This is a genomic window from Mycobacterium sp. NGS33, from assembly GCF_059812885.1.
In genome coordinates this window covers 80,986-99,547 of record NZ_JCALDN010000011.1, presented here as the reverse complement: position 1 = coordinate 99,547, position 18,562 = coordinate 80,986, and the positions used below count along the sequence as shown (strand labels likewise).

The following is an 18,562-nucleotide window of genomic DNA, read 5'->3' as shown; positions in this document are numbered from 1 at the left end:
ATTGCCGGTGAACATCGCCGAGCACGCGATCGCCGCCGCAGGGTCGCCGGCCCTGATCACCGACGGCGGCACGATCTCGTTCGGCGAACTGCACACCCGCAGCCGGCGGGTGGCCGCCGCGTTGCACGGGGCGGGGCTGCGCCGCGGCGACGGGATTGCGCTGGTGCTGCCGAACCGCCCGGAGTTCCTCGAAATCACCTGGGGCGCCCAACTTTCCGGCCTCTACTACACCGCCGTGAACACCCACTTCCTTGCCGAGGAGGTCAGCTACGTCATCGACGACTCGGACGCCAAGGCGGTGTTCGTCGATGCCGCGATGCCCCAACTGGCCGCGCACATCCGAAACGCCAACGCCGTGGTGGTCGCGCATTTCTCGGTCGGCGGCCCGCTGCCCGGCTGGCGATCCTACGAGGACGCGCTGGCGGCGGCCGGGGAGCCCCCACCCCTTTCGGACGGATCGGAGATGCTGTATTCGTCCGGGACCACCGGGCGGCCCAAGGCGGTGCGGCGGCCGCTTCCCGTCGACGGCAACGGATCCTGGGCGCAGTCGGTGCTCGAACTGGCGCTCATTCACAAATACGCTATGAACTCCTCGAGCGTGTACCTGTCCCCCGCACCGCTGTATCACGCGGCCGGGGTGAACTACACCATGGCGGTTAACCGGGTGGGCGCAGCGTCGGTCCTCATGCCCAGATTCGACGCCGAGGCGATGTTGCGCCTGATCGAGGCCCACCGGGTGACCCACGCGCAGTTCGTGCCGACGATGTTCGTGCGCATGCTCAAGTTGCCCGCGCCGGTTCGGGAGCGCTACGACGTCTCCAGCTTGCGGTGCGTCATTCACGCGGCCGCACCGTGCCCGGTCGACGTGAAACACCGGATGATGGACTGGTTTGGCCCCATCATCCACGAATACTACGGTGGCACCGAAGGTTTCGCGGGCACCACGATCGGCCCCAGCGAGTGGCTCGACCATCCCGGGTCGGTGGGTGTTCCGATGGCCCCGGTGCACGTGGTCGGCGAGGACGGGCGCGAGCTTCCCGTCGGCGAATCCGGCGAACTCTATTTCGAGGGTGGACCGGACTTCGAATACTTCAAGGACCCCGCCAAAACCGCATCGGTGTCCAACGAGCGCGGCTGGCGATCGCTCGGCGACATGGGCTATGTCGACGCCGACGGCTATTTGTACCTCACCGACCGCTCTTCGTTCATGATCGTCTCCGGCGGGGTCAACATCTACCCGCAAGAGGCGGAGAATCTGCTTGTCATGCATCCGAAGCTGGTGGACGCGGCGGTGTTCGGGGTTCCCAACGATGAGTTCGGCGAAGAGGTCAAGGCCGTCGTGCAGCCGGCCGATGGCGTGGCGCCCGGACCCGAGCTGGAGGCCGAACTCATCGAATATTGCCGGGCGCACCTGGCCGGGTACAAGTGCCCGCGCACCGTCGAATTCGGCTCCCTGCCGCGCGACCCGAACGGAAAGCTCTACAAGAGACGCCTGCGCGACCGCTACTGGCAAGGACGGGTGTCGCGGATCGTGTGATGTGACCCGAGGGATGACGAGATGGCTGTAGGAATGGGCAACGAGACTTCCAACCCGCGAACCCCGCACCGGGCGGCGGCGAACTGGACGCCGCTACCGGTGCCGTGGGCGGTGCAGACCGCCGACCGGATCCCCAAGCAGCGCTATTACGATCCGGAGTTCTACGCGCTCGAGGCGCGGCTGTTCTGGCCGCGGGTATGGCAGATGGCCTGCAGGCTGGAGGAGATCCCCAAACCGGGCGACTACGTGGAATACGAGATCCTCGACGACTCGATCATCGTGGTGCGCGTCGACCATGACACCGTGCGTTCCTACCACAACGCCTGTCGCCATCGCGGCGTAAAGCTGGTGGAGGGCAACGGGAATCGGCGCACCTTCGTCTGCCCCTTCCACGGCTGGTGCTGGGGCATCGACGGCCGCAACACCTTCGTGCTGCGCCCCGAGGCGTTCGCCGAGGACAACATGCGTCCCGAGGACCTGGAGCTGGTCTCGGTGCGCTGCGAGCTGTGGGGCGGATGCGTGTGGATCAACCTCGACAACGACGCACCGGCACTGCGCGACTGGATGGAACCGTTCGCCTCGACCTACGACGCATGGCAGGTGGAGGCGCTGCGGGTGGAGTGGTGGCAATCGTGCCGGCTGCCGGTGAACTGGAAACTCGCGACCGCGGCGTTCATGGAGAGCTACCACGTGCCGCAGACCCATCCGCAGCTGCTGCCGTCCGCGCAGACCGGGGAGCCCTCCGCCGCAGTACATCCCGTCGTCGCGAGCAACCTGTATTTCATGCGCACACTCGGCGCCGGCATGGCCGGCATGACGCATGAGAACGACATTCGCATCGCCGAAGGCCTGCAGCACATCGAGTTGCCCGCCGACCCGAGCGCGGCGATGGCGGCGTGGCGCGACGCGCTCAACGACGCCGTCGTCGACTGGCATCGCGCCCGCGGCAGCACCATGCCCGATCTCAACGACCTCGTCCGCCGCGGGATCACCGACGCGATCGGATTCGCCTTCCCGCACCACTTCATCCTGCCCACCTACAGCAGCGCCTCCTCGTACCGCATCCGTCCGCTGGGGCCCGAGGAGACGCTGTTCGAAATCTGGTCGCTGACCCGGTTTCCCGCCGACGCATCGGCCGGCAAACCCGCGCCTCCCGAACCCATGGCGCCCGACGACCCGCGCTGGCCGCCCATCCCGGCCCAGGATTTCTCCAATCTGCCCCGGCAGCAGAAGGGCTTGCATTCCACAGGCTTTGACTTCATGCGGTTGTCCGATCAGATCGAAGGCCTGATCTCGAATTTCGAACGCGTCATCGACGGTTTCCTGGCCGGGCTGCCGTACACCACCCTGCTGCCCGCCATCCAGCGGACCAACACCACCATCGACGTGCCGATCGTCGACCTCGGCTTCGGCTCGGAGGCGCGATGACCACCCGGTGGGACCATTCGGTGGACCTGGTCATCGCGGGCAGCGGTGGGGGCGGCATGGTCGCCGGGCTGACCGCCCTGGACTGCGGGCTCGAACCGCTGATCATCGAAAAGCAGCCGCTGGTGGGCGGTTCGACGGGGTTGTCGGGCGGCATCGTGTGGCTGCCGAACAACCCGCTGATGCGCGCCGACGGGATCGCGGACTCCCACGAGGACGGCCTGGCCTACCTGGCCGACGTGGTCGGCGACATCGGCGCACCGTCCTCCCCCGAACGACGCGAGGTGTTCCTCACCGCCGGCTTCGACATGATCAACTTCCTCATCCGCAAGGGTGTCACACTGGTCCGCTGCGCGGGCTGGAGCGACTACTACCCGAATCACAAGGGCGGCAACGCCTCCGGCCGCGCCGTCGAGGGCATCCCGTTCGACGCCGCGCGGCTCGGCGTGTGGAGCGACAAGGTGCAGCCGCCGCTGGCCAAGAACTACGGGTATGTGGTGCTGACCAACGAGTTACGGTCGGTCCAATATTTCAACCGCGCACCGCGCGCCTTCGCAGTCGCGTCGCGGGTGTTCCTGCGCACCGCGATAGCCCGGGCCCGGCGGCGCCGGCTCCTCACCAACGGCGCCTCGCTGATCGCCCAGATGCTCAAGGCGCTGATCGATCTCAGCGACGGCGATCCCCCGCTGTGGACACAAGCCGCGATGACGGATCTGGTCGTCGACGACGGCCGGGTGGTCGGGGTGCGTGCGGTCCGCGACGGAAAGCCGGTGACCGTCGAGGCCCGCAAGGGTGTCCTGTTGGCCGCCGGCGGTTTCGGCCACAACGCAGAGATGCGCCGCCGCTACAGCGGCAACCAGCCGAACGAAGGAAAGTGGTCGATCGCCAACGCCGGCGACACCGGCGAGGTGCTCGAGGCGGCGATGCGGCTGGGCGCCAAGACCGACCTGCTGGACGAGGCCTGGTGGCTGCCTTCGGTTTTCATCGCCAATGGCGGCTCCGTCGCCGCCTCGCTCGGTTCCGGACGCCAGCGCCCCGGCGCCATCTACGTCGACTCGGCCGGCAGGCGGTTCTGCAACGAGTCCAACTCCTACGTCGAGGTCGGCAAGGCGATGTACGCCAACAAGGCGGTGCCGTGCTGGATGATCTTCGACGAGGGATACGTGCGCAGATACGTCACCAGCGCCAATCCCCTGAAAACCCTGAAGCGGAACCAGCCGCTGCCCCCGGACCTGATCGAGTCCGGCGCCGTCAAACGAGCCGCGACCATTCCCGACCTCGCCCGCCAGATCGATCTTCCCCCCGACGAATTGGCGCGCACGATCGAGCGATTCAACCAATTCTCGGCCAAGGGCCTGGACCCCGACTTCGGCCGCGGCCAGTCCGCCTACAACGACTGCCTCGGCGACCCCGGCTACCGGCCGAACGCCGCCATCGGCCCGCTCGACACCGCCCCCTACTACGCGACCAGGGTGCTGCCCGCCGACGTCGGCACGTGCGGCGGCGTCATCACCAACGAACACGCCCAGGTGCTCGACGAACAGGATCGGGTGATCGAGGGTCTGTACGCCACCGGCAACACGACCGCGACGGTGATGGGCCGCACCTATCCGGGCGCCGGCGCGAGCATCGCCAGCTCGATGGTGTTCGGCTACGTCGCCGCCCGCCATGCCGCCGGACGCAAGATCCCCGGTGAGATGAGCCGCTAGGCGGGCATTGCCGCCGAGCGTGACGTTAGCTTCACGTTCGGCGCCCAGCGTGAAACCAACGTCACGCCGGCGGGGGATCCTTCTTGTCAGTGTCGACCTTGTCAGCGTCGACCTTGTTAGTGTCGAGCTTGTCGCTGTCGACGAATTCGCGTGGCTTCATCCCGGAGCGCATCAGCTCGGCCCGCCGTGCCTGCACATCGGAGGCGGCGCCAACCATGTTCGTCAGGATGTGGCTGACCTGAAGATGGACCCGCATGCCCATCAATTCCCATGCTCGCTTCACGTTGTTCTTGACCGCCATGAGTGTGGTCAACGGGATCTGGGCGATCTTTCGCGCCATCTCCTCCACGGTCTCCTCGAGGTCCTCGCGCGGGACCACCCGGTTGAGCAGACCCCAGTCGAGGGCCTGCTGCGCGGTCAGGGTCGGCGCCAGCAACAACCAGTCCATGGTGCGATGCCAATTCATCAGCAGCCACGGCTCGATCATGGTGTGCCCGCCTGGTTCGCCCAGGCTCTGGGCAAGTGGCATCTGAAAATACGCGTCCTCGGAGGCGACGCAGAAGTCGGTCAGCAAGCCGAGATAGATCCCACCGCCCATGCAATAGCCGTGGATCTGCGAGATGGTCGGCTTGGGAAATTCCCACAGGTACAGCGTCGGCCACAAAAACAGATCGGCGGTGCCTTTGTAGAGGTCCTCGAACGTGTCCCCGAAATCCGGATACGGGTTTTCGTCCGGGCCCCAGCGCGCCACATGGCCGCCGCAGAATCCCTTGCCGTTCGCCTTGAGGATAACGACCTTGACGTCCTTGTCGCGGTCGGCTTCGTGCAGGCAACTGTCGACCTCGCCGACCAGGACAGCGTCCTTGGTGTTGGCCTTGTCCACCCGGTTCAGAATGATCCGCGCTATCGGCGGTTCACGCTCATAAATGACCGCTTCCAGGACACGCCGCTCCATTCCGGTGACGTTACCGGAGACCGGCGTACCGGAGTTCGCTTTGCGGTTGCGCAATTCCGGCCAGAAGAGTGAAGTATGAGCAAGCGCTGGACTAGTCGAATGGAGCTGGGATGACGACTCCGTCGGACCGAGCCGCACAGCTCGACCTGATAGCCCGTCTGCAGTCCTCCTACCCGGAACTCCCCGACGCCCCCACGCCGGATCTCATTGACCACGAACGCTTCAACGCCTATGTCAAGACGCCGCACGACGTCGGCGGTGAGCCGGACGCTCCCATCGAATTCGAGAACAAGCAGTACGAACTCTGGGAGCACAACACCTACGTCATGTGTGAAGTGCTCGGCTGGCGCGGAATCTGGTTGTCCGAGGAGCGACGCCGGATGGGCAACGTCGACCTCGGTCGCACCATCTACCTCGGCCTGCCCTACTACGGGCGGTGGCTGCTGGCGGTCGCGCGCGTCCTCGCCGAAAAACACCACATCGGCCTGAGCGAATTGGCCGAACGCATGGCCGAGGTCAGGGCACGCTACGCCGGCGGCCTGAGCGGAAAACCCTTGGCGGCCAAGCCCAAGTCCGAAGGCGACCCCGCCGCCGTCAAACGCAACCGGCACCATCGTCACGCCGTGGGCAAGGGCGACCCGCAGGTGTATGCCGGACAGGCCGGCGCGCCGAAGTTCAAGGTCGGCGACAAGGTCGTGGTGCGCGACCTGCCCGTGTTGCTCTACACCCGCACCCAGGAGTACGTGCGCGGGGCGACGGGCGAGATCGCGGTCGTCTCGTACGAAAGCCCGGCCGCCGAGGACGAGACGTGGGACGGCCCAGACCAACAACCCGAATGGTTCTACATCGTTCGGTTCAACCTCGCCGAGCTGTGGCATGGCTACACCGGGCCCGGCAACGACACGTTGCAAACCGAAATCCCGCAACGGTGGCTCGAACCGGCCGAATAGCTTGGCGAAAGGACCCCCGCATGACCGCCCACGAGCACGAGCACGATCACGACCGCACCGCCGCGCCCATGGTCGATGAGATCACCGACTTCGAGGTCCTCGAGATCGCTCTTCGCGAATTGTGCATCGAGAAAGGCATTTTCACCGCCGAGGAGCACCGTCGCTTCACCGAGTTCGCCGAACAGATCGGACCCACTCCCGCGGCGCGCCTGGTGGCGCGGGCCTGGCTCGATCCCGACTTCAAGGAGTTGGTGCGCACCGACGCGCTGGCCGCCAGCAAGGAGGTTGGGGTCGACTGGCTGGAGCCGACCGGGTTCGGAACGCCGAGTGACTTCACCGCCCTGCATGTGCTCGAGGACACCCCGACGCTGCATCACGTGATCGTCTGCACGCTGTGCTCGTGCTACCCGCGCCCGATCTTGGGCAATTCACCGGAGTGGTACCGCACCCCCAACTACCGGCGCCGCATCGTGCGCTGGCCGCGGCAGGTGCTCGCGGAATTCGGGCTGATCCTTCCGGAGGACGTCGAGATCCGGGTGGAGGATTCCAACCAGAAGCATCGGTTCATGGTGATGCCCGTCCGGCCGGCCGGAACCCAGGATTGGACCGAAGACCAACTCGTCGAAATTGTCACGCGCGATTGCCTGATCGGGGTCGCGCTGCCTAAGCCGGGGGTGACGACCAACGCCGTCACGCAGACGCGCCCGGCCGTGCACCCGGCGGACCAGTGAGGCGACAGATGAGCGCCGCGCCCGGACCACACCCCATCGAGGACTCCAGCGTCGCACCGCTGGCCAAAATCGTTGCACGCAACCAGGTCTGGAGTCGCATGGCGGCGAAATACGGGGTGGCGAACTCGGCGCCGCCGTGGCAGACGAGCCTGGACGGCATCTGCGATGCCCTTGACCAAAGTGGTTGCGGCACACGGATGCTCAGTTTCATCGAGCGCCGCGACGACGAGGACGCGCTGTCGGCAACCGTCTACGCCGGCCTGCCGTATCCGGAGAATCGGCTGGTCGCCCTGGCGCATTCGCTGGTGTCGCGGGGCGTCATCACCGAGGACGAACTGGCGGCGCGGCTGGCGGCCGTTCGTGCGCGGCTCGAGGAGTGAGCCACGCCATTTAGCCGTTCGGCACCGCATGCGCTAGGCTGACAGCAACGTTGGCTGCATGACACTGCATGCCAACACCGTCGTGGAACGCTTCCTCATCCCCCCGGTGCCAGCGCAAAGATCGCGCTTGTCACCCAGATGACCCGTGCATCCCGCACGAGCTTGTCTCGCGGCGATCGATTTTGCCATCCGGCAATCTCGCCACCTCGTGCCGATGCCGCGCGGCGTTCTCTCGCCTCCGGCACGGCACCACCGATGCCTGAAAGGCACCGAAAAGTGACCACTAGCAAGACTTTCGCCGACCTTGGCGTGCGCACCCACCTGGTCGAAGCGCTCGCCCAGCGCGGCATCACCCATCCATTTCCGATCCAGGTCGAAACCCTGCCCGACATCCTGGCCGGCCGAGACGTTCTCGGTCGCGGCAAGACCGGCAGCGGCAAGACCCTGGCCTTTTCGATCCCGCTCGTCAGCCGCCTGCCTAAGGCCAACCGGCGCCCCTCGCGGCCCACGGGCCTAGTGCTGGCCCCCACCCGGGAGTTGGCGACGCAGATCACAGCGACGCTCGAACCACTGGCCGGTGCCAGCGGCCTGCGGATCACGACGGTTTTCGGCGGCGTTTCGCAAAGCCGCCAGGTGGCCGCGCTGAAGTCCGGCGTCGACATCGTGGTGGCCTGCCCGGGCCGGCTCGAGGATTTGATGAAGCAGCGCTTGATCAGCCTGGACGCCGTCGAGATCACCGTCATCGACGAGGCCGATCACATGGCCGATCTCGGCTTCCTGCCCGGCGTCACCCGAATCCTGGCCGCTACACCGAAAGATGGCCAGCGGCTGCTGTTTTCGGCCACCCTGGACAACGGCGTCGACAAGCTCGTGCAGCGATTCCTCCGCAACGAGGTGCTGCACTCGGTCGACGAGGCCAACTCGCCGGTATCGGAAATGACGCACCACGTCTTCCACGTCGCCAATGCCGAGTCCAAAAAAGAGGTGGTGCACCGGCTCGCCTCCGGCAGCGGCCGGCGGATTCTGTTCATGCGTACCAAGCACCAGGCGCGCAAGCTCGCCAGGCAGCTCACCGAGGCCGGTGTTCCGTCGGTCGATCTGCACGGAAACCTGTCTCAGCCCGCTCGCGAGCGCAACCTGGCGATGTTCGCCTCGGGCGGCGCCCGGGTGCTGGTGGCGACCGATATCGCCGCGCGCGGCGTGCACGTGGACGAGGTCGAGCTCGTCGTGCACATCGACCCACCCAGCGAGCACAAGTCCTATCTGCACCGGTCAGGGCGGACGGCGCGGGCGGGCAGCGCCGGTGACGTCGTCACCGTGGTGCTGCCCGAGCAGCGCCGTGACACCCAGCTGCTGATGCGCAAGGCCGGCATCACGGTCGCGCCCGTCCAGGTGACCGCCGCATCCGATGCGGTGCAGGCGCTCGTGGGCGAGGTCGCGCCCTATCAGGCCCCCGCGCCCGCCCGGGTGCCTGCGCGCACGCCCGCGCAGCATCGGCCCAACTCCGCCGGTCCGGGGCGTCGCCGGACCAGCCGGTCGCCGAAGAGCAATCCCACGCCCACCGAATCCGCGATGTCGCACCGCAGCGGTTCGCCCGCGCGACGGCCGGATCGTCGCCGCGCCACCCGCGCGCAGGGCGGCGCGGGCTAGCCCCGCGTCGGGGCGTTCAGCGCCGGGCCAGCAGCCACGCCAGACCGTCGCCCTCGTCGGCTCCGATCAGCTCCAGGCCGGCGAAGGCGGCGAGCAGTTCGCCGGCCGCGGCGCGGAACGGACCCGGGCTCGCCCCGACCTCGCTCAGCGCGGCGATCGCCAGCAGCCCGCCGGACGCCAGCCGTTCGATGATCGCCCGGTCGAGGCGAGCGTCCCGGAACCTGCAGCACAGGACGACATCGACCGGCGGCCCCGTCGGCAGACCGCCGTCGAAATCGACGACGTCGAATCGACAGCGGTCACCGACGCCGGCCCGCCGGGCCAGGTCGCGCGCGTGGCCGATGGCCACCGGCGAGACGTCGAACCCCATCACCTCTAGGCCGCGTGCCGCCAGCCAGACCGAGCCGGTCCCCTGTCCGCAGGCCAGATCGAGGGCCCGGCCCGCCTCGGGAAACACCTCCGCGTGGCCCGCGAAAACGCCGGGCGGCGCAATGGAACTCAACGACGGCGGCCCCTTGGCCGCGTATCGTTCGTCCCAGCGACGCCGGTCCGCTTCGCCCATAGCCGCCACTCTAGGGCCGCAATGCTTCTGGACACCTGTCCGTTATTACGATGCCGCGATCACGCCGACCGCGCTGGATGGATGTTGTTGGCGGCAGGGGCGTTCCTACACTGGACGAGTGTCTAGAGATGCGTCGTCCCCGGCGGTTGCCGGGAAATCGGCCGGCGCGGCCCGCCGGTCCGACCGCCGCCCCGGGCAGACCATCCGCAAGGTGCTCGATGCCGGGCTCGCGGAGTTGCGGGAATCGTCGTACGCGAACCTGACGATGCGCGCGGTGGCGACACGCGCCGGGGTGTCGCCGGCCAGCGCCTACACCTACTTCCCGTCGAAAAGCGCGCTGGTCGCGGCGGTGTATCTGCGTTTCCTGCGGGAGTTGCCGCTGCATACCGACGTCAACGACACGACGAAGACTCGGGTGAGCGCAACCCTGCGGGACATGGCGGTCGTCGTCGCCGACGAGCCGGAGCTGACCGCCGCCTGTGGCGCGGCTCTGATGGCCGACGATCCCGCGGTCACGCCGATTCGTGAACAGATCGGCGAAGAAGTGGCCAAGCGGATCGGGGCCGCGCTCGGTCCGGGCTGGCCCCGGGCCGTGAAATCCACGCTGCAGATGACCTTTTCGGGCGCGCTGATGACCGCCCGGTTCGTCAGTTTCGCCGAGATCTCCGGCCAGCTCGACGAGGCCGTCAACCTCATCCTGGGAGCCTCCGTGGCCTGAAAACCGGTGCGCCCCAGGGCAATAAGCCTGGCTAGCCGGCGTAGGCCGGCTTGCGCACCGAGCCGCCCGCGCGGAGGAACTCACCGAATCGCTTCTCGCCCAGCTCTGGCGACGCCTTGCCCGCACCGAAGGCGAGGTTTCCCGACACCAGGACCGCCGTGACGGTGTCGTCGTTGCGGTTCACCATCCGCGACAGCCCGCCGTAGGACTCGACCGGATGCTCCGCGTAGGCGTCGAGAGACTCGTCGAGCTTTTCCGGATCGATGACGACGATGTCGGCGCGGTCGCCTTCGCGCAGCGTGCCGGCGTCGAGCTCGTACCAGGCGCCCAGCTCGCCGGTGAGCCGGTGCACGGCGTGCTCGACCGACATGAACGGCGTGCCCTGCTTCTCGGCGTCGCGCACGTGGCGCAGCAGCCGCAGCCCCGAGTTGTAGAAGGCCATGTTGCGCAGGTGCGCGCCCGCATCCGAGAACCCCATCTGCACGCCCGGGCTTTGGGCGAGCTTCTTGAGCAGTTCCGGCCGGTGGTTGGAGATCGTGGTGCGCCAGCGCAGCTTCTCGCCGTGCTCGAGCACCAGGTCGAGGAACGCGTCGACCGGGTGCAGGCCGCCGCGGTCCAGGCCCACCTGCCCGAAGGATTTACCGACGACCGATTCGTCGGGGCAGGCCACGATGTCGGCGTCGAAGAAGTCGCGGTGCCACACCCGGGGCCCGTACTTCTGGTCGTAGTCCTTGCGGAACTGCCGCCGGTATTCTTCGTCGCGCATCAGCTCGTTGCGGGCGATCTCGTCGGCCAGGTGCAGGGCCGCGGCGCCGGAGCCGAACTCCTCGAAGATCACCAGCGAGATCCCGTCGGCGTAGACCTCGAACGGCACGGGAAGATGCTGCCAGCGGAAATCCGCGCCCAGCGCATTGACCGTCCGCGCCAGCCAGTCCATCAGGTAGATGACCGGCGGCAGGGACTTGACGTCGGCGGCCGACAGCAGGCTGGTCTTCAATCGGGGGCGCCCCACCCCCAGCGAGGTGGCCAGCTGGGACACGATCGACAACGGGTTCTTGATGTCGGGGCCCGACTGCAGGATTTTGTCGCGCCGCCGCAGGATGGCGTTCAGGCGCCGCAGTTCGCGCGGCTTGGCGTAGGTCGACGGCAGGGTGCGCGACCTGCAGACCTCGCCGTCGAGTTTGTCGAACAGCAGCTGCTGGGAGGACAACCCGACGAAGCCCTCGTCGAGGGCCTCTTCCAGCATCGACTCCATTCGCGCGAGTCCGGCCGCCGACGGGCGGGTGTCCTTGCGGGTCGCCCGGTCCAGGCCCATCGTCGCGGCGCGCAGGTCGGAGTGCCCGATGAACGCCGCGATGTTGGGACCCAGGTTCAGCTGCTCGAGCGCGGCCACGTATTCCTTGGGGCTGTTCCATGAGCGGGCGGCGTTGAGCTGTTCGATGACATAGCGCCGCGGAATCGCCTCGACGCGGCCGAAGATGTCGCCCGCGTCGACGTTGTCCAGGTACACGGTGGACAGCGAGCAGGACCCCAGCATCACGGTCGTCACGCCGTGTCGCAGCGATTCGGAAAGCGCTGGCTCGCACAGCGCTTCGATGTCGTAGTGGGTGTGGATGTCGATGATGCCGGGAATCACCCACTGACCGGTGGCGTCGATGACCCGGGCGCCGGTGGTGTCCAGTGGCCCCTCGGCGACGGTGACGACCCGGCCGTCGCGCACGCCGATGTCCCGGTAGGCCGACGGCCCGCCCAGCCCGTCGAACCAGCGTCCGTTGGCGATCACGGTGTCGTACTGCATCGGTCGGCCTTTCTGTTGCTCCGGGCGCGTGGGGAAGCCGTCGGGCCGCTGCCTCGGAGATCCGCAGTGATCATACATAACGTGCGTTTTGTCCTGCCGCGTTATCCGGCGCCCGATTGCGCGGTTAGCCAGCAACGACGGCGCCGCGGCAGACGTTATGATCCAGCTGTGGGGTTCATCGGCTACGGGTTTGCCGTCCGTTAATCATGCGCAGTCACGGTTGGGCGGGAAACACGCCGGCGTCGGATGCGGAGGCGATCGAGCGCATCCTGGACGCCGCCGACAAGATCATCGACGAACGCGGCTCGGCGATGCGGATCGCCGACGTGGCGCGGGCGCTGGGGGTGACCCGCCAGACCGTCTATCGGTACTTCCCCGGCACGCAGGCCCTGTTGGTGGCGTCGGCGATGCGGTCGGCCGACGGCTTCCTCGATCGGATGGCGGCCCATCTCGAAGGTGTCACCGATCCGGTCGTCGCCATCACCGAGGGAATGGCTTTCGCCGTCGAAGAGCTGGCCTCGGACAACCAAGTCGAGTTCGTGCTCAACCAGCGCCACCGCGGCGGCCAGAAGGTTTCGATCATCTCCGATACCGCGCTGGCCTTCGGGCGTTCGATGCTGCACCGCTACGATATCGACTGGGAGCGTTACGGTTTCGATGAAGCGGGTCTGGACGAGCTGAACGAATTCTCGCTGCGGGTGCTCCATTCGTTCCTGACCGACCCGGGACGGCCACCGCGCGGCGGCGCCGATCTGCGCCGCTACCTCACCCGCTGGATCGGGCCGGCGATCGCCTACCCGCAGCTGGTGCGCGCCATGGACGGGCTCGGCACGCCCGAGCCGCCCCACACGCGCCGCCGGTCGTCGAAAGCATCCTGACCCCGGGCGGGAGCCCACCCGACCTGACCATACACATCTGCTTTGATGTCTGGCCACCCCGTGGCCTCGCCATCCGGGCCGCCCGTCGCGGGCGGTGACGCGATCCGGAGGCCTTCGTCACATCCGGGGCCGGGACGTCCCGCCCAACGCGCGCGCCGCGCCGTCCTGTGGCAGGATTGCGATGTGAAGGCGCATCCGCTCGCTGTGTTGATTTGTGCTGTGCTGTCGCCGATTTCGGCTCCGCTGATCGGCCCGGTCGCGCCGGCGTCCGCCGAACCATGCCCCGACGTCGAGGTCGTCTTCGCGCGGGGCACCACCGAGCCTCCTGGCGTCGGCCGCATCGGCCAAAACTTCGTCGACACCCTGCGCTCGCACGTCGGCGGAAAGTCGGTGGGTGTCTATCCGGTCAACTACCCGGCCACCACCGACTTTCCCACCGCCGCCGACGGCATCAGCGACGCCGGCAATCACGTCGAGCAGATGGCCGCGAATTGCCCACGCACCAAGATGGTGCTGGGCGGCTACTCGCAGGGCGCGGCGGTGATGGGCTTCGTCACCGAAAGCGCCGTGCCCGACGGCGTGCACCTGGTGCAGGCGCTGCAGCCGATGCCGGCCGAAGTGGCCAACCACGTGGCCGCCGTGGCGCTGTTCGGCAAGCCGTCGAGCCAGTTCATGAGCATCATCAACGAACCGCCGGTGACCATCGGACCGCTCTACTCGGCGAAGACCCTCGAGTTGTGCGTGCCCGGCGATCCGGTGTGTTCCGGTGCCGGCAACCCCGCCGCGCACCGCCAGTACGTCGAGGCGGGCATGGTCGACCAGGCGGCCGATTTCGCGGCCAATCGCCTCTCCTGACCGCGTTTCCGCCCCGACCGCCTCAGGCGCCGCTAGTTCGCCGGCTTTCCGGCCGGCGCTCCGGCGGGCGAACCGCCGACCATCTGGTGCACCTCCTGCACCGACCACGGCCCGGCCTGATGGTGGTCGCGGTAGCCCAGCAGCCGCGGCGTCTGGCGGTCGAAGCTTCCCACGAAACCGCCTGCGGCAACGAGTATTTGGCCCGTCACATCCCGCGAGAGGTCACTGGCGAGATAGGCGTAGACCGGCGCCACGAACTCGGGCGGCGCGCTGTCGAGCGACGCCCGCATGGTCATCTCGTCGAGCAACCCGCGGCGGTGCAGGTCTTCGATGTGCTGCTCGTAGTCGGCACCGGTCGACAGCCGGGTCCTGGCCCCGGGGCACACCACGTTGGCCCGCACGCCGTAGGGCCTCAGCTCGGCGGCGATCGCCATCGTCAGGCCGTTGACGGCACCCTTGCCCGCCGGATAGCCGGTGCCGCCGTAGTCGCCCAGGAACGCGACGGAACTGGTGTTGACGATGGCGCCGTGCCCCTGCGCGGCCAGCACCGGAGCGGCCACGCGGCAGGTGTGAAACGCCGTGCCGAGGTGCCCGCTGATCAGACGGTCGAACTCGTCCGGGGAGATCGTCAGGATCGATGAACCGGGCGGCTCGGCGATCCCGGCGCAGTTGATCAGGGTGTCCAACCGCCCGTACGCGCTCAGGCATTCCTCGACGAGGCGTCGGGCGACGCGCTCGTCGTCCGCGGCGCCCACCACCGCGCGCGCCCGCCCGCCGGCCGCGGTGATCGCCGCGACGGTTTCCTGCACGGCGTGTTCGTCGCGCCCGTTGACGACGACGCCCGCGCCGAGGCCGCCCAGCAGCTCGGCGACCGCACGTCCGATACCGCGGCTGCCGCCCGAAACCACCACGCCATGATCCGACAGCGGGCCTTCCGGACCGTTGCGGCTCATCGCGGGCTCCGGCGGGGGCTGTGTCGCGCGCTGCGTAAAGCGTTGCCCAGGAAGTGCTCTCGCGGGCAGTTGATCGGCACGCGCTCGGCGGTGGTGACGAACATTAGGCGAACAGTACCCAGCCGACTCACGAATGAGAGCGCACACCGCCATTTTCCGTCGCGCGCGGCGCCAGCAACCCCGCACCACCTCACGGTGGGGCACGCCGGCGGGGCCGCTCCGCTGCGAAAACGCACCGCGGGCGGCATCGGGTGCGGCCCGCGCCGCCCCGCCCGGCAATCGCCGCGAATGCTCCGCCGGGTGTCACCGGCGAATAAATCAGTTCCAGCGAAAGTGGGCACGAATCGACCCCGATCTGTTTGCCGACGTCGTCGGACTCTTCACCCGCGGTCGGCGCACCCTCGATAACACCGCAGCTCGGGGTGCCGCGTCGGCCTTCAGGAAGGCGTGGCGCCCCGTGCCCGCGGCTTGCCGGACGGCCACTGGTACACCGTGGAAACTGTTCATAAACCAATCGAATTCGTTGCCCCAACCGATCGCCGGATGATGCGAGGGGGCGTATAGTCTCTAATGAAGTCCGTTGTGGACGCGTCGCCGTTTAGCTCAAAGCGGTTGCCAGTTCAGCCGCATGGCTACTGAGCTTGGTATGGCTCCGGCGAAATCAGCCCCAGTCACGTTTGGCTCTCGTTGTGCGTTGGGCAATCGACCATCCCGCGGATCGAGATGCAGTCGGGGGCCGCACGTGCGCATAGCCGCAAGCCTTCGCTGCAGACGACTCTAGGAGTCAGCAATGCAAACTTGTTCTCGCGCAACCGTTTACCCGATTCTTCGAGTGAACGTTGGGTGCGCCAGCCGATGACCAATGTAATTTCTGCAACCCGTCCGGCCCCGACCCCGCGGACTACGAAATCCGATGATTCGTACGACGACGTCGTCGAAATGTTCCTGGCGCTGCAGCAGCTGCCCGTCGAATCGCACCAATACGCCCACCAGCGCGAACGCATTGTGTCCCGATGCCTGCCGCTGGCCGACCACGTGGCCAGCCATTTCGCCCGCAGGGGCGAGGGTCTCGAGGACCTGATTCAGGTCGCGCGGTTGGGTTTGATGAACGCGGTCAATCGCTTCGACCCCGCGAAGGGTCCGAGCTTCATCGGCTTCGCGGTGCCCACGATGATGGGCGAGGTCCGGCGGTACTTCCGCGACTACAGCTGGGGGATGCGCGTCCCGCGGCGGTTGCGCGAGTTGCACGTGCAGATCAGCAGGACGACCGCGGACCTGTCCCAACAACTCGGGCGCGCGCCCACCGCGGGAGAGCTGTCGCAGGCGCTCGAGGTCCCGCGCGAGGAGATCGTCGAATGCCTCGTTGCGGGCGACGCCTATCGGCTCGATTCTCTGGACGCGCCGCTGGGCGCCGACAGCTCGGGAACGCCGCGCTCGGTGGCCGACTCGGTCGGCGACATCGATCCGCAGATCGAACACATCACCAACCGGGAAGCGCTGCGGGTGTTGGTTGCCACCCTGCCCGAGCGCGAACGCGACGTGTTGCGCATGCGGTTCTTCGACTCCATGACGCAGAGCCAGATCGCCGAGCGCATCGGCGTGTCCCAGATGCAGGTGTCGCGCATCCTGGCAAACACGCTGAGCTGCCTGCGCGATCGGCTCGAGTAACGCGGGCGACTCCCCCAGGACGCTGCGCGGCATCTCCTGCCGCGCAGCACTGTACTGTGCGATTCGAGGGACGACCCGACGTAGTCGCCAGGAAACCTGGAAGGAGCTCGATGCGATGAGGATGTCACGAACGGTGCTCGCCGGTGTCGCGGCGACGACCGCACTGGCGGTATCGGTCGCCGGCTGCGGCAACAACAAACCGCAGCCGTCGCCGTCGAAGTCGGGATCGGCTACCTCGGCAACCTCCGCCCCCAGCAGCCCCAGCTCGGCGCCGGCGCAGCCCAACGAGTACACCAAGCTGCTGATCCAGGCCAGTGACATCAACGCCCCGGTCCCCTTCACCGGCGCTCCCCCGACCGGCAACCCCAACGGCCAGCCGGGCGTGGCGACCACCTTCAAGGACGACGACGGCAGCCACGCCATCAAGGTCACCGTCGGCGTCTACGACGACGCCGACGCCGCCACGAACGCGCTGAACGCCGCCAAGGGCCAGCAAGGCGGTGCGATCAAAGATCCCACCACGCAACCGTCCAACATCGGCAGCGGCGGAACGATGCTGATGGGCAACACCCCCGACCGCAGCAAGGGTGTGGTGATCCTGCTTTTCACCGAGGGCAGGGCGCTCGCCACACTGGAATTCGACGGGCCGACGGACACGCTGGCCCCGCCGGACTTCGTCAACGACGTCGGCCAGAAGCAGGACGCGGCCATCAAGAAGGGGCTCGGCGGCTAGGCGGTGCGCCACCACCCCGAGGGACGCCATGAACGTCATCAACGGCATGCCGGCTCACGCCCTGCTGCTGCATTTCGTCCTGGCACTCGTGCCGCTGACCGCCCTGCTGGTGATCGTTTGCGGGTTATGGCCGGCCGCCCGCCGCGGGCACCTGCTGTGGCTCACGCTGATCCTGGCCGTGGTCACCATGGTCTTGACGCCCATCACCATCAACGCCGGCGGATGGCTCTACGACTTGAGGGCGAATCCCAGCCCGATCCTGCGCGAACACGCCGAGCGGGGCAGCATGATGGCCTACTTCTCCGCGGCGCTGCTGGCGGCCGCGGTCGCGCTCGTCGTCTTGCGAATGACCGAACGGCAACCGGGCGCCGGCCGCACCGCCATCCGGATACTGGTCGCGATAGTCGTGCTGGCGGTGGGGATCTCGTCGATGGTCCAGATCTATCGGGTAGGCGACGCCGGTGCTCAATCCGTCTGGGGCACCGAGATCGCCCGCCTGACCAAGAATCACCCGGGCTGACGGTCGCCCTCGAGGCAACGCGCGCCGGGGCGCTGTGGGATTCACCCGGCCGGCGTGAGCAGAAACAGCCGAAATCGGCGCCGGCCGGCGCGTTCCTGGGCGACGCGATAGTTCGGCCAGTACGCCAGCGCCTTGCCCCAGGCTTCATCACGCTGCGCGCCGTCGAGCAGGCGGACCGTCGCCACGCAACGGTGTCCGCGCCGGCGCATTGTGACACGTTGCGCCGCTTTGAGATTCGCAGACCAGGACGGGTGGTGCGCGCGTCCCCAGTTCGATCCGATCACCAACAGGGCGCCGTCAAGCGGCACGTATTGCACGGTGGCGCTGCGGGCGAGACCGGTTTTGCGTCCCGAGATGGTGATCCGCACGTTGGGTAGGCCGGCCAAGTCCAAAACACCGAGCCGCCCGCTGGTCAGGAAGCGAAGGGCGGCTTCGAGCCACTCCACGACCTGGTGTGCGTTCAGGATCAGCAAGCGGTAGACCGTCGGGTTGCGGGCCCACCGTTGCAGCGGATTCATGCGACGACTGTATGCCCCGGGT

The 18,562-nt window shown here is 67.7% G+C and carries 18 protein-coding genes; 13 read left to right on the top strand and 5 right to left on the bottom strand.

Going from position 1 to position 18,562, the window contains the following annotated elements:
- Positions 1-7 precede the first annotated feature (7 nt).
- From AC5Y5B_RS17825 to AC5Y5B_RS17815, 3 genes are read left to right on the top strand one after another with little or no spacing between them, the layout of a single operon-like run.
- Positions 8-1,537 carry an acyl-CoA synthetase gene (locus AC5Y5B_RS17825; protein WP_112634306.1) on the top strand — a complete coding sequence of 510 codons (1,530 nt, stop codon included), beginning with the start codon at positions 8-10 and terminating at the stop codon, positions 1,535-1,537.
- 33 nt (positions 1,538-1,570) lie between these two features.
- The gene (locus tag AC5Y5B_RS17820) at positions 1,571-2,965 is read left to right on the top strand and encodes an aromatic ring-hydroxylating oxygenase subunit alpha (RefSeq protein ID WP_112634307.1); all 1,395 of its coding nucleotides are present in this window, start codon (positions 1,571-1,573) and stop codon (positions 2,963-2,965) included.
- The gene (locus tag AC5Y5B_RS17815; RefSeq protein WP_500006044.1) at positions 2,962-4,671 is read left to right on the top strand and encodes an FAD-binding protein; all 1,710 of its coding nucleotides are present in this window, start codon (positions 2,962-2,964) and stop codon (positions 4,669-4,671) included. Before AC5Y5B_RS17820 ends, AC5Y5B_RS17815 begins: the two co-directional genes overlap by 4 nt.
- Before the next feature lie 61 nt (positions 4,672-4,732).
- Here the strand turns inward: AC5Y5B_RS17815 and AC5Y5B_RS17810 are convergent, their stop codons facing one another.
- Positions 4,733-5,626, bottom strand: coding sequence for an enoyl-CoA hydratase-related protein (locus tag AC5Y5B_RS17810; RefSeq protein ID WP_240631813.1), 894 nt, complete (start codon positions 5,624-5,626; stop codon positions 4,733-4,735).
- Positions 5,627-5,736: 110 nt separating this feature from the next.
- Here AC5Y5B_RS17810 and AC5Y5B_RS17805 point away from each other — a divergent pair, with 110 nt between their 5' ends.
- The 4 genes from AC5Y5B_RS17805 (at position 5,737) to AC5Y5B_RS17790 (ending at position 9,337) form a co-directional block, all read left to right on the top strand.
- Positions 5,737-6,576, top strand: coding sequence for a nitrile hydratase subunit beta (locus tag AC5Y5B_RS17805; protein ID WP_112634309.1), 840 nt, complete (start codon positions 5,737-5,739; stop codon positions 6,574-6,576).
- Positions 6,577-6,596: 20 nt separating this feature from the next.
- Positions 6,597-7,307, top strand: coding sequence for a thiocyanate hydrolase subunit gamma (gene scnC, locus AC5Y5B_RS17800; protein WP_112634310.1), 711 nt, complete (start codon positions 6,597-6,599; stop codon positions 7,305-7,307).
- An 8-nt stretch (positions 7,308-7,315) separates the two neighbouring features.
- Positions 7,316-7,687 carry a thiocyanate hydrolase gene (locus tag AC5Y5B_RS17795; protein ID WP_112634311.1) on the top strand — a complete coding sequence of 124 codons (372 nt, stop codon included), beginning with the start codon at positions 7,316-7,318 and terminating at the stop codon, positions 7,685-7,687.
- Between the two features lie 276 nt (positions 7,688-7,963).
- The gene (locus tag AC5Y5B_RS17790) at positions 7,964-9,337 is read left to right on the top strand and encodes a DEAD/DEAH box helicase (protein ID WP_289176552.1); all 1,374 of its coding nucleotides are present in this window, start codon (positions 7,964-7,966) and stop codon (positions 9,335-9,337) included.
- A gap of 16 nt (positions 9,338-9,353) precedes the next feature.
- Here the strand turns inward: AC5Y5B_RS17790 and AC5Y5B_RS17785 are convergent, their stop codons facing one another.
- A complete protein-coding gene (locus tag AC5Y5B_RS17785; protein ID WP_289176553.1) occupies positions 9,354-9,899 on the bottom strand; it encodes a class I SAM-dependent methyltransferase in 546 nt (181 codons plus the stop codon).
- A gap of 118 nt (positions 9,900-10,017) precedes the next feature.
- Here AC5Y5B_RS17785 and AC5Y5B_RS17780 point away from each other — a divergent pair, with 118 nt between their 5' ends.
- Entirely contained in the window at positions 10,018-10,617 is a 600-nt protein-coding gene (locus tag AC5Y5B_RS17780) for a TetR/AcrR family transcriptional regulator (RefSeq protein WP_112634459.1), read from the top strand.
- Between the two features lie 31 nt (positions 10,618-10,648).
- On the opposite strand, the gene AC5Y5B_RS17775 is transcribed toward AC5Y5B_RS17780, so the two are convergent.
- Positions 10,649-12,415, bottom strand: a complete 1,767-nt coding sequence (locus AC5Y5B_RS17775) for an N-acyl-D-amino-acid deacylase family protein (RefSeq protein ID WP_500006043.1) — start codon at positions 12,413-12,415, stop codon at positions 10,649-10,651.
- Between the two features lie 206 nt (positions 12,416-12,621).
- Between AC5Y5B_RS17775 and AC5Y5B_RS17770 the strand changes: the two genes are divergently transcribed.
- Both AC5Y5B_RS17770 and AC5Y5B_RS17765 read left to right on the top strand, forming a co-directional pair.
- Positions 12,622-13,293 carry a TetR/AcrR family transcriptional regulator gene (locus tag AC5Y5B_RS17770; protein ID WP_112634461.1) on the top strand — a complete coding sequence of 224 codons (672 nt, stop codon included), beginning with the start codon at positions 12,622-12,624 and terminating at the stop codon, positions 13,291-13,293.
- A gap of 219 nt (positions 13,294-13,512) precedes the next feature.
- Complete coding sequence (locus AC5Y5B_RS17765; protein WP_205869183.1) at positions 13,513-14,148, top strand: cutinase family protein; 636 nt, start codon at positions 13,513-13,515, stop codon at positions 14,146-14,148.
- Positions 14,149-14,180: 32 nt separating this feature from the next.
- Here AC5Y5B_RS17765 and AC5Y5B_RS17760 read toward each other — a convergent pair whose 3' ends face one another.
- Positions 14,181-15,101 (bottom strand): SDR family NAD(P)-dependent oxidoreductase, encoded by a 921-nt coding sequence (locus tag AC5Y5B_RS17760; protein ID WP_500006042.1) that lies wholly within the window; start codon positions 15,099-15,101, stop codon positions 14,181-14,183.
- Positions 15,102-15,956: 855 nt separating this feature from the next.
- Here AC5Y5B_RS17760 and AC5Y5B_RS17755 point away from each other — a divergent pair.
- The 3 genes from AC5Y5B_RS17755 (at position 15,957) to AC5Y5B_RS17745 (ending at position 18,022) form a co-directional block, all read left to right on the top strand.
- Positions 15,957-16,769, top strand: a complete 813-nt coding sequence (locus AC5Y5B_RS17755; protein ID WP_500006041.1) for a SigB/SigF/SigG family RNA polymerase sigma factor — start codon at positions 15,957-15,959, stop codon at positions 16,767-16,769.
- A gap of 115 nt (positions 16,770-16,884) precedes the next feature.
- Complete coding sequence (locus AC5Y5B_RS17750) at positions 16,885-17,502, top strand: hypothetical protein (protein ID WP_500006040.1); 618 nt, start codon at positions 16,885-16,887, stop codon at positions 17,500-17,502.
- Between the two features lie 28 nt (positions 17,503-17,530).
- Entirely contained in the window at positions 17,531-18,022 is a 492-nt protein-coding gene (locus AC5Y5B_RS17745) for a hypothetical protein (RefSeq protein ID WP_500006039.1), read from the top strand.
- A gap of 41 nt (positions 18,023-18,063) precedes the next feature.
- Here AC5Y5B_RS17745 and AC5Y5B_RS17740 read toward each other — a convergent pair whose 3' ends face one another.
- Positions 18,064-18,540 (bottom strand): nitroreductase family deazaflavin-dependent oxidoreductase, encoded by a 477-nt coding sequence (locus AC5Y5B_RS17740; RefSeq protein WP_500006038.1) that lies wholly within the window; start codon positions 18,538-18,540, stop codon positions 18,064-18,066.
- Between the last annotated feature and the right edge of the window lie 22 nt (positions 18,541-18,562).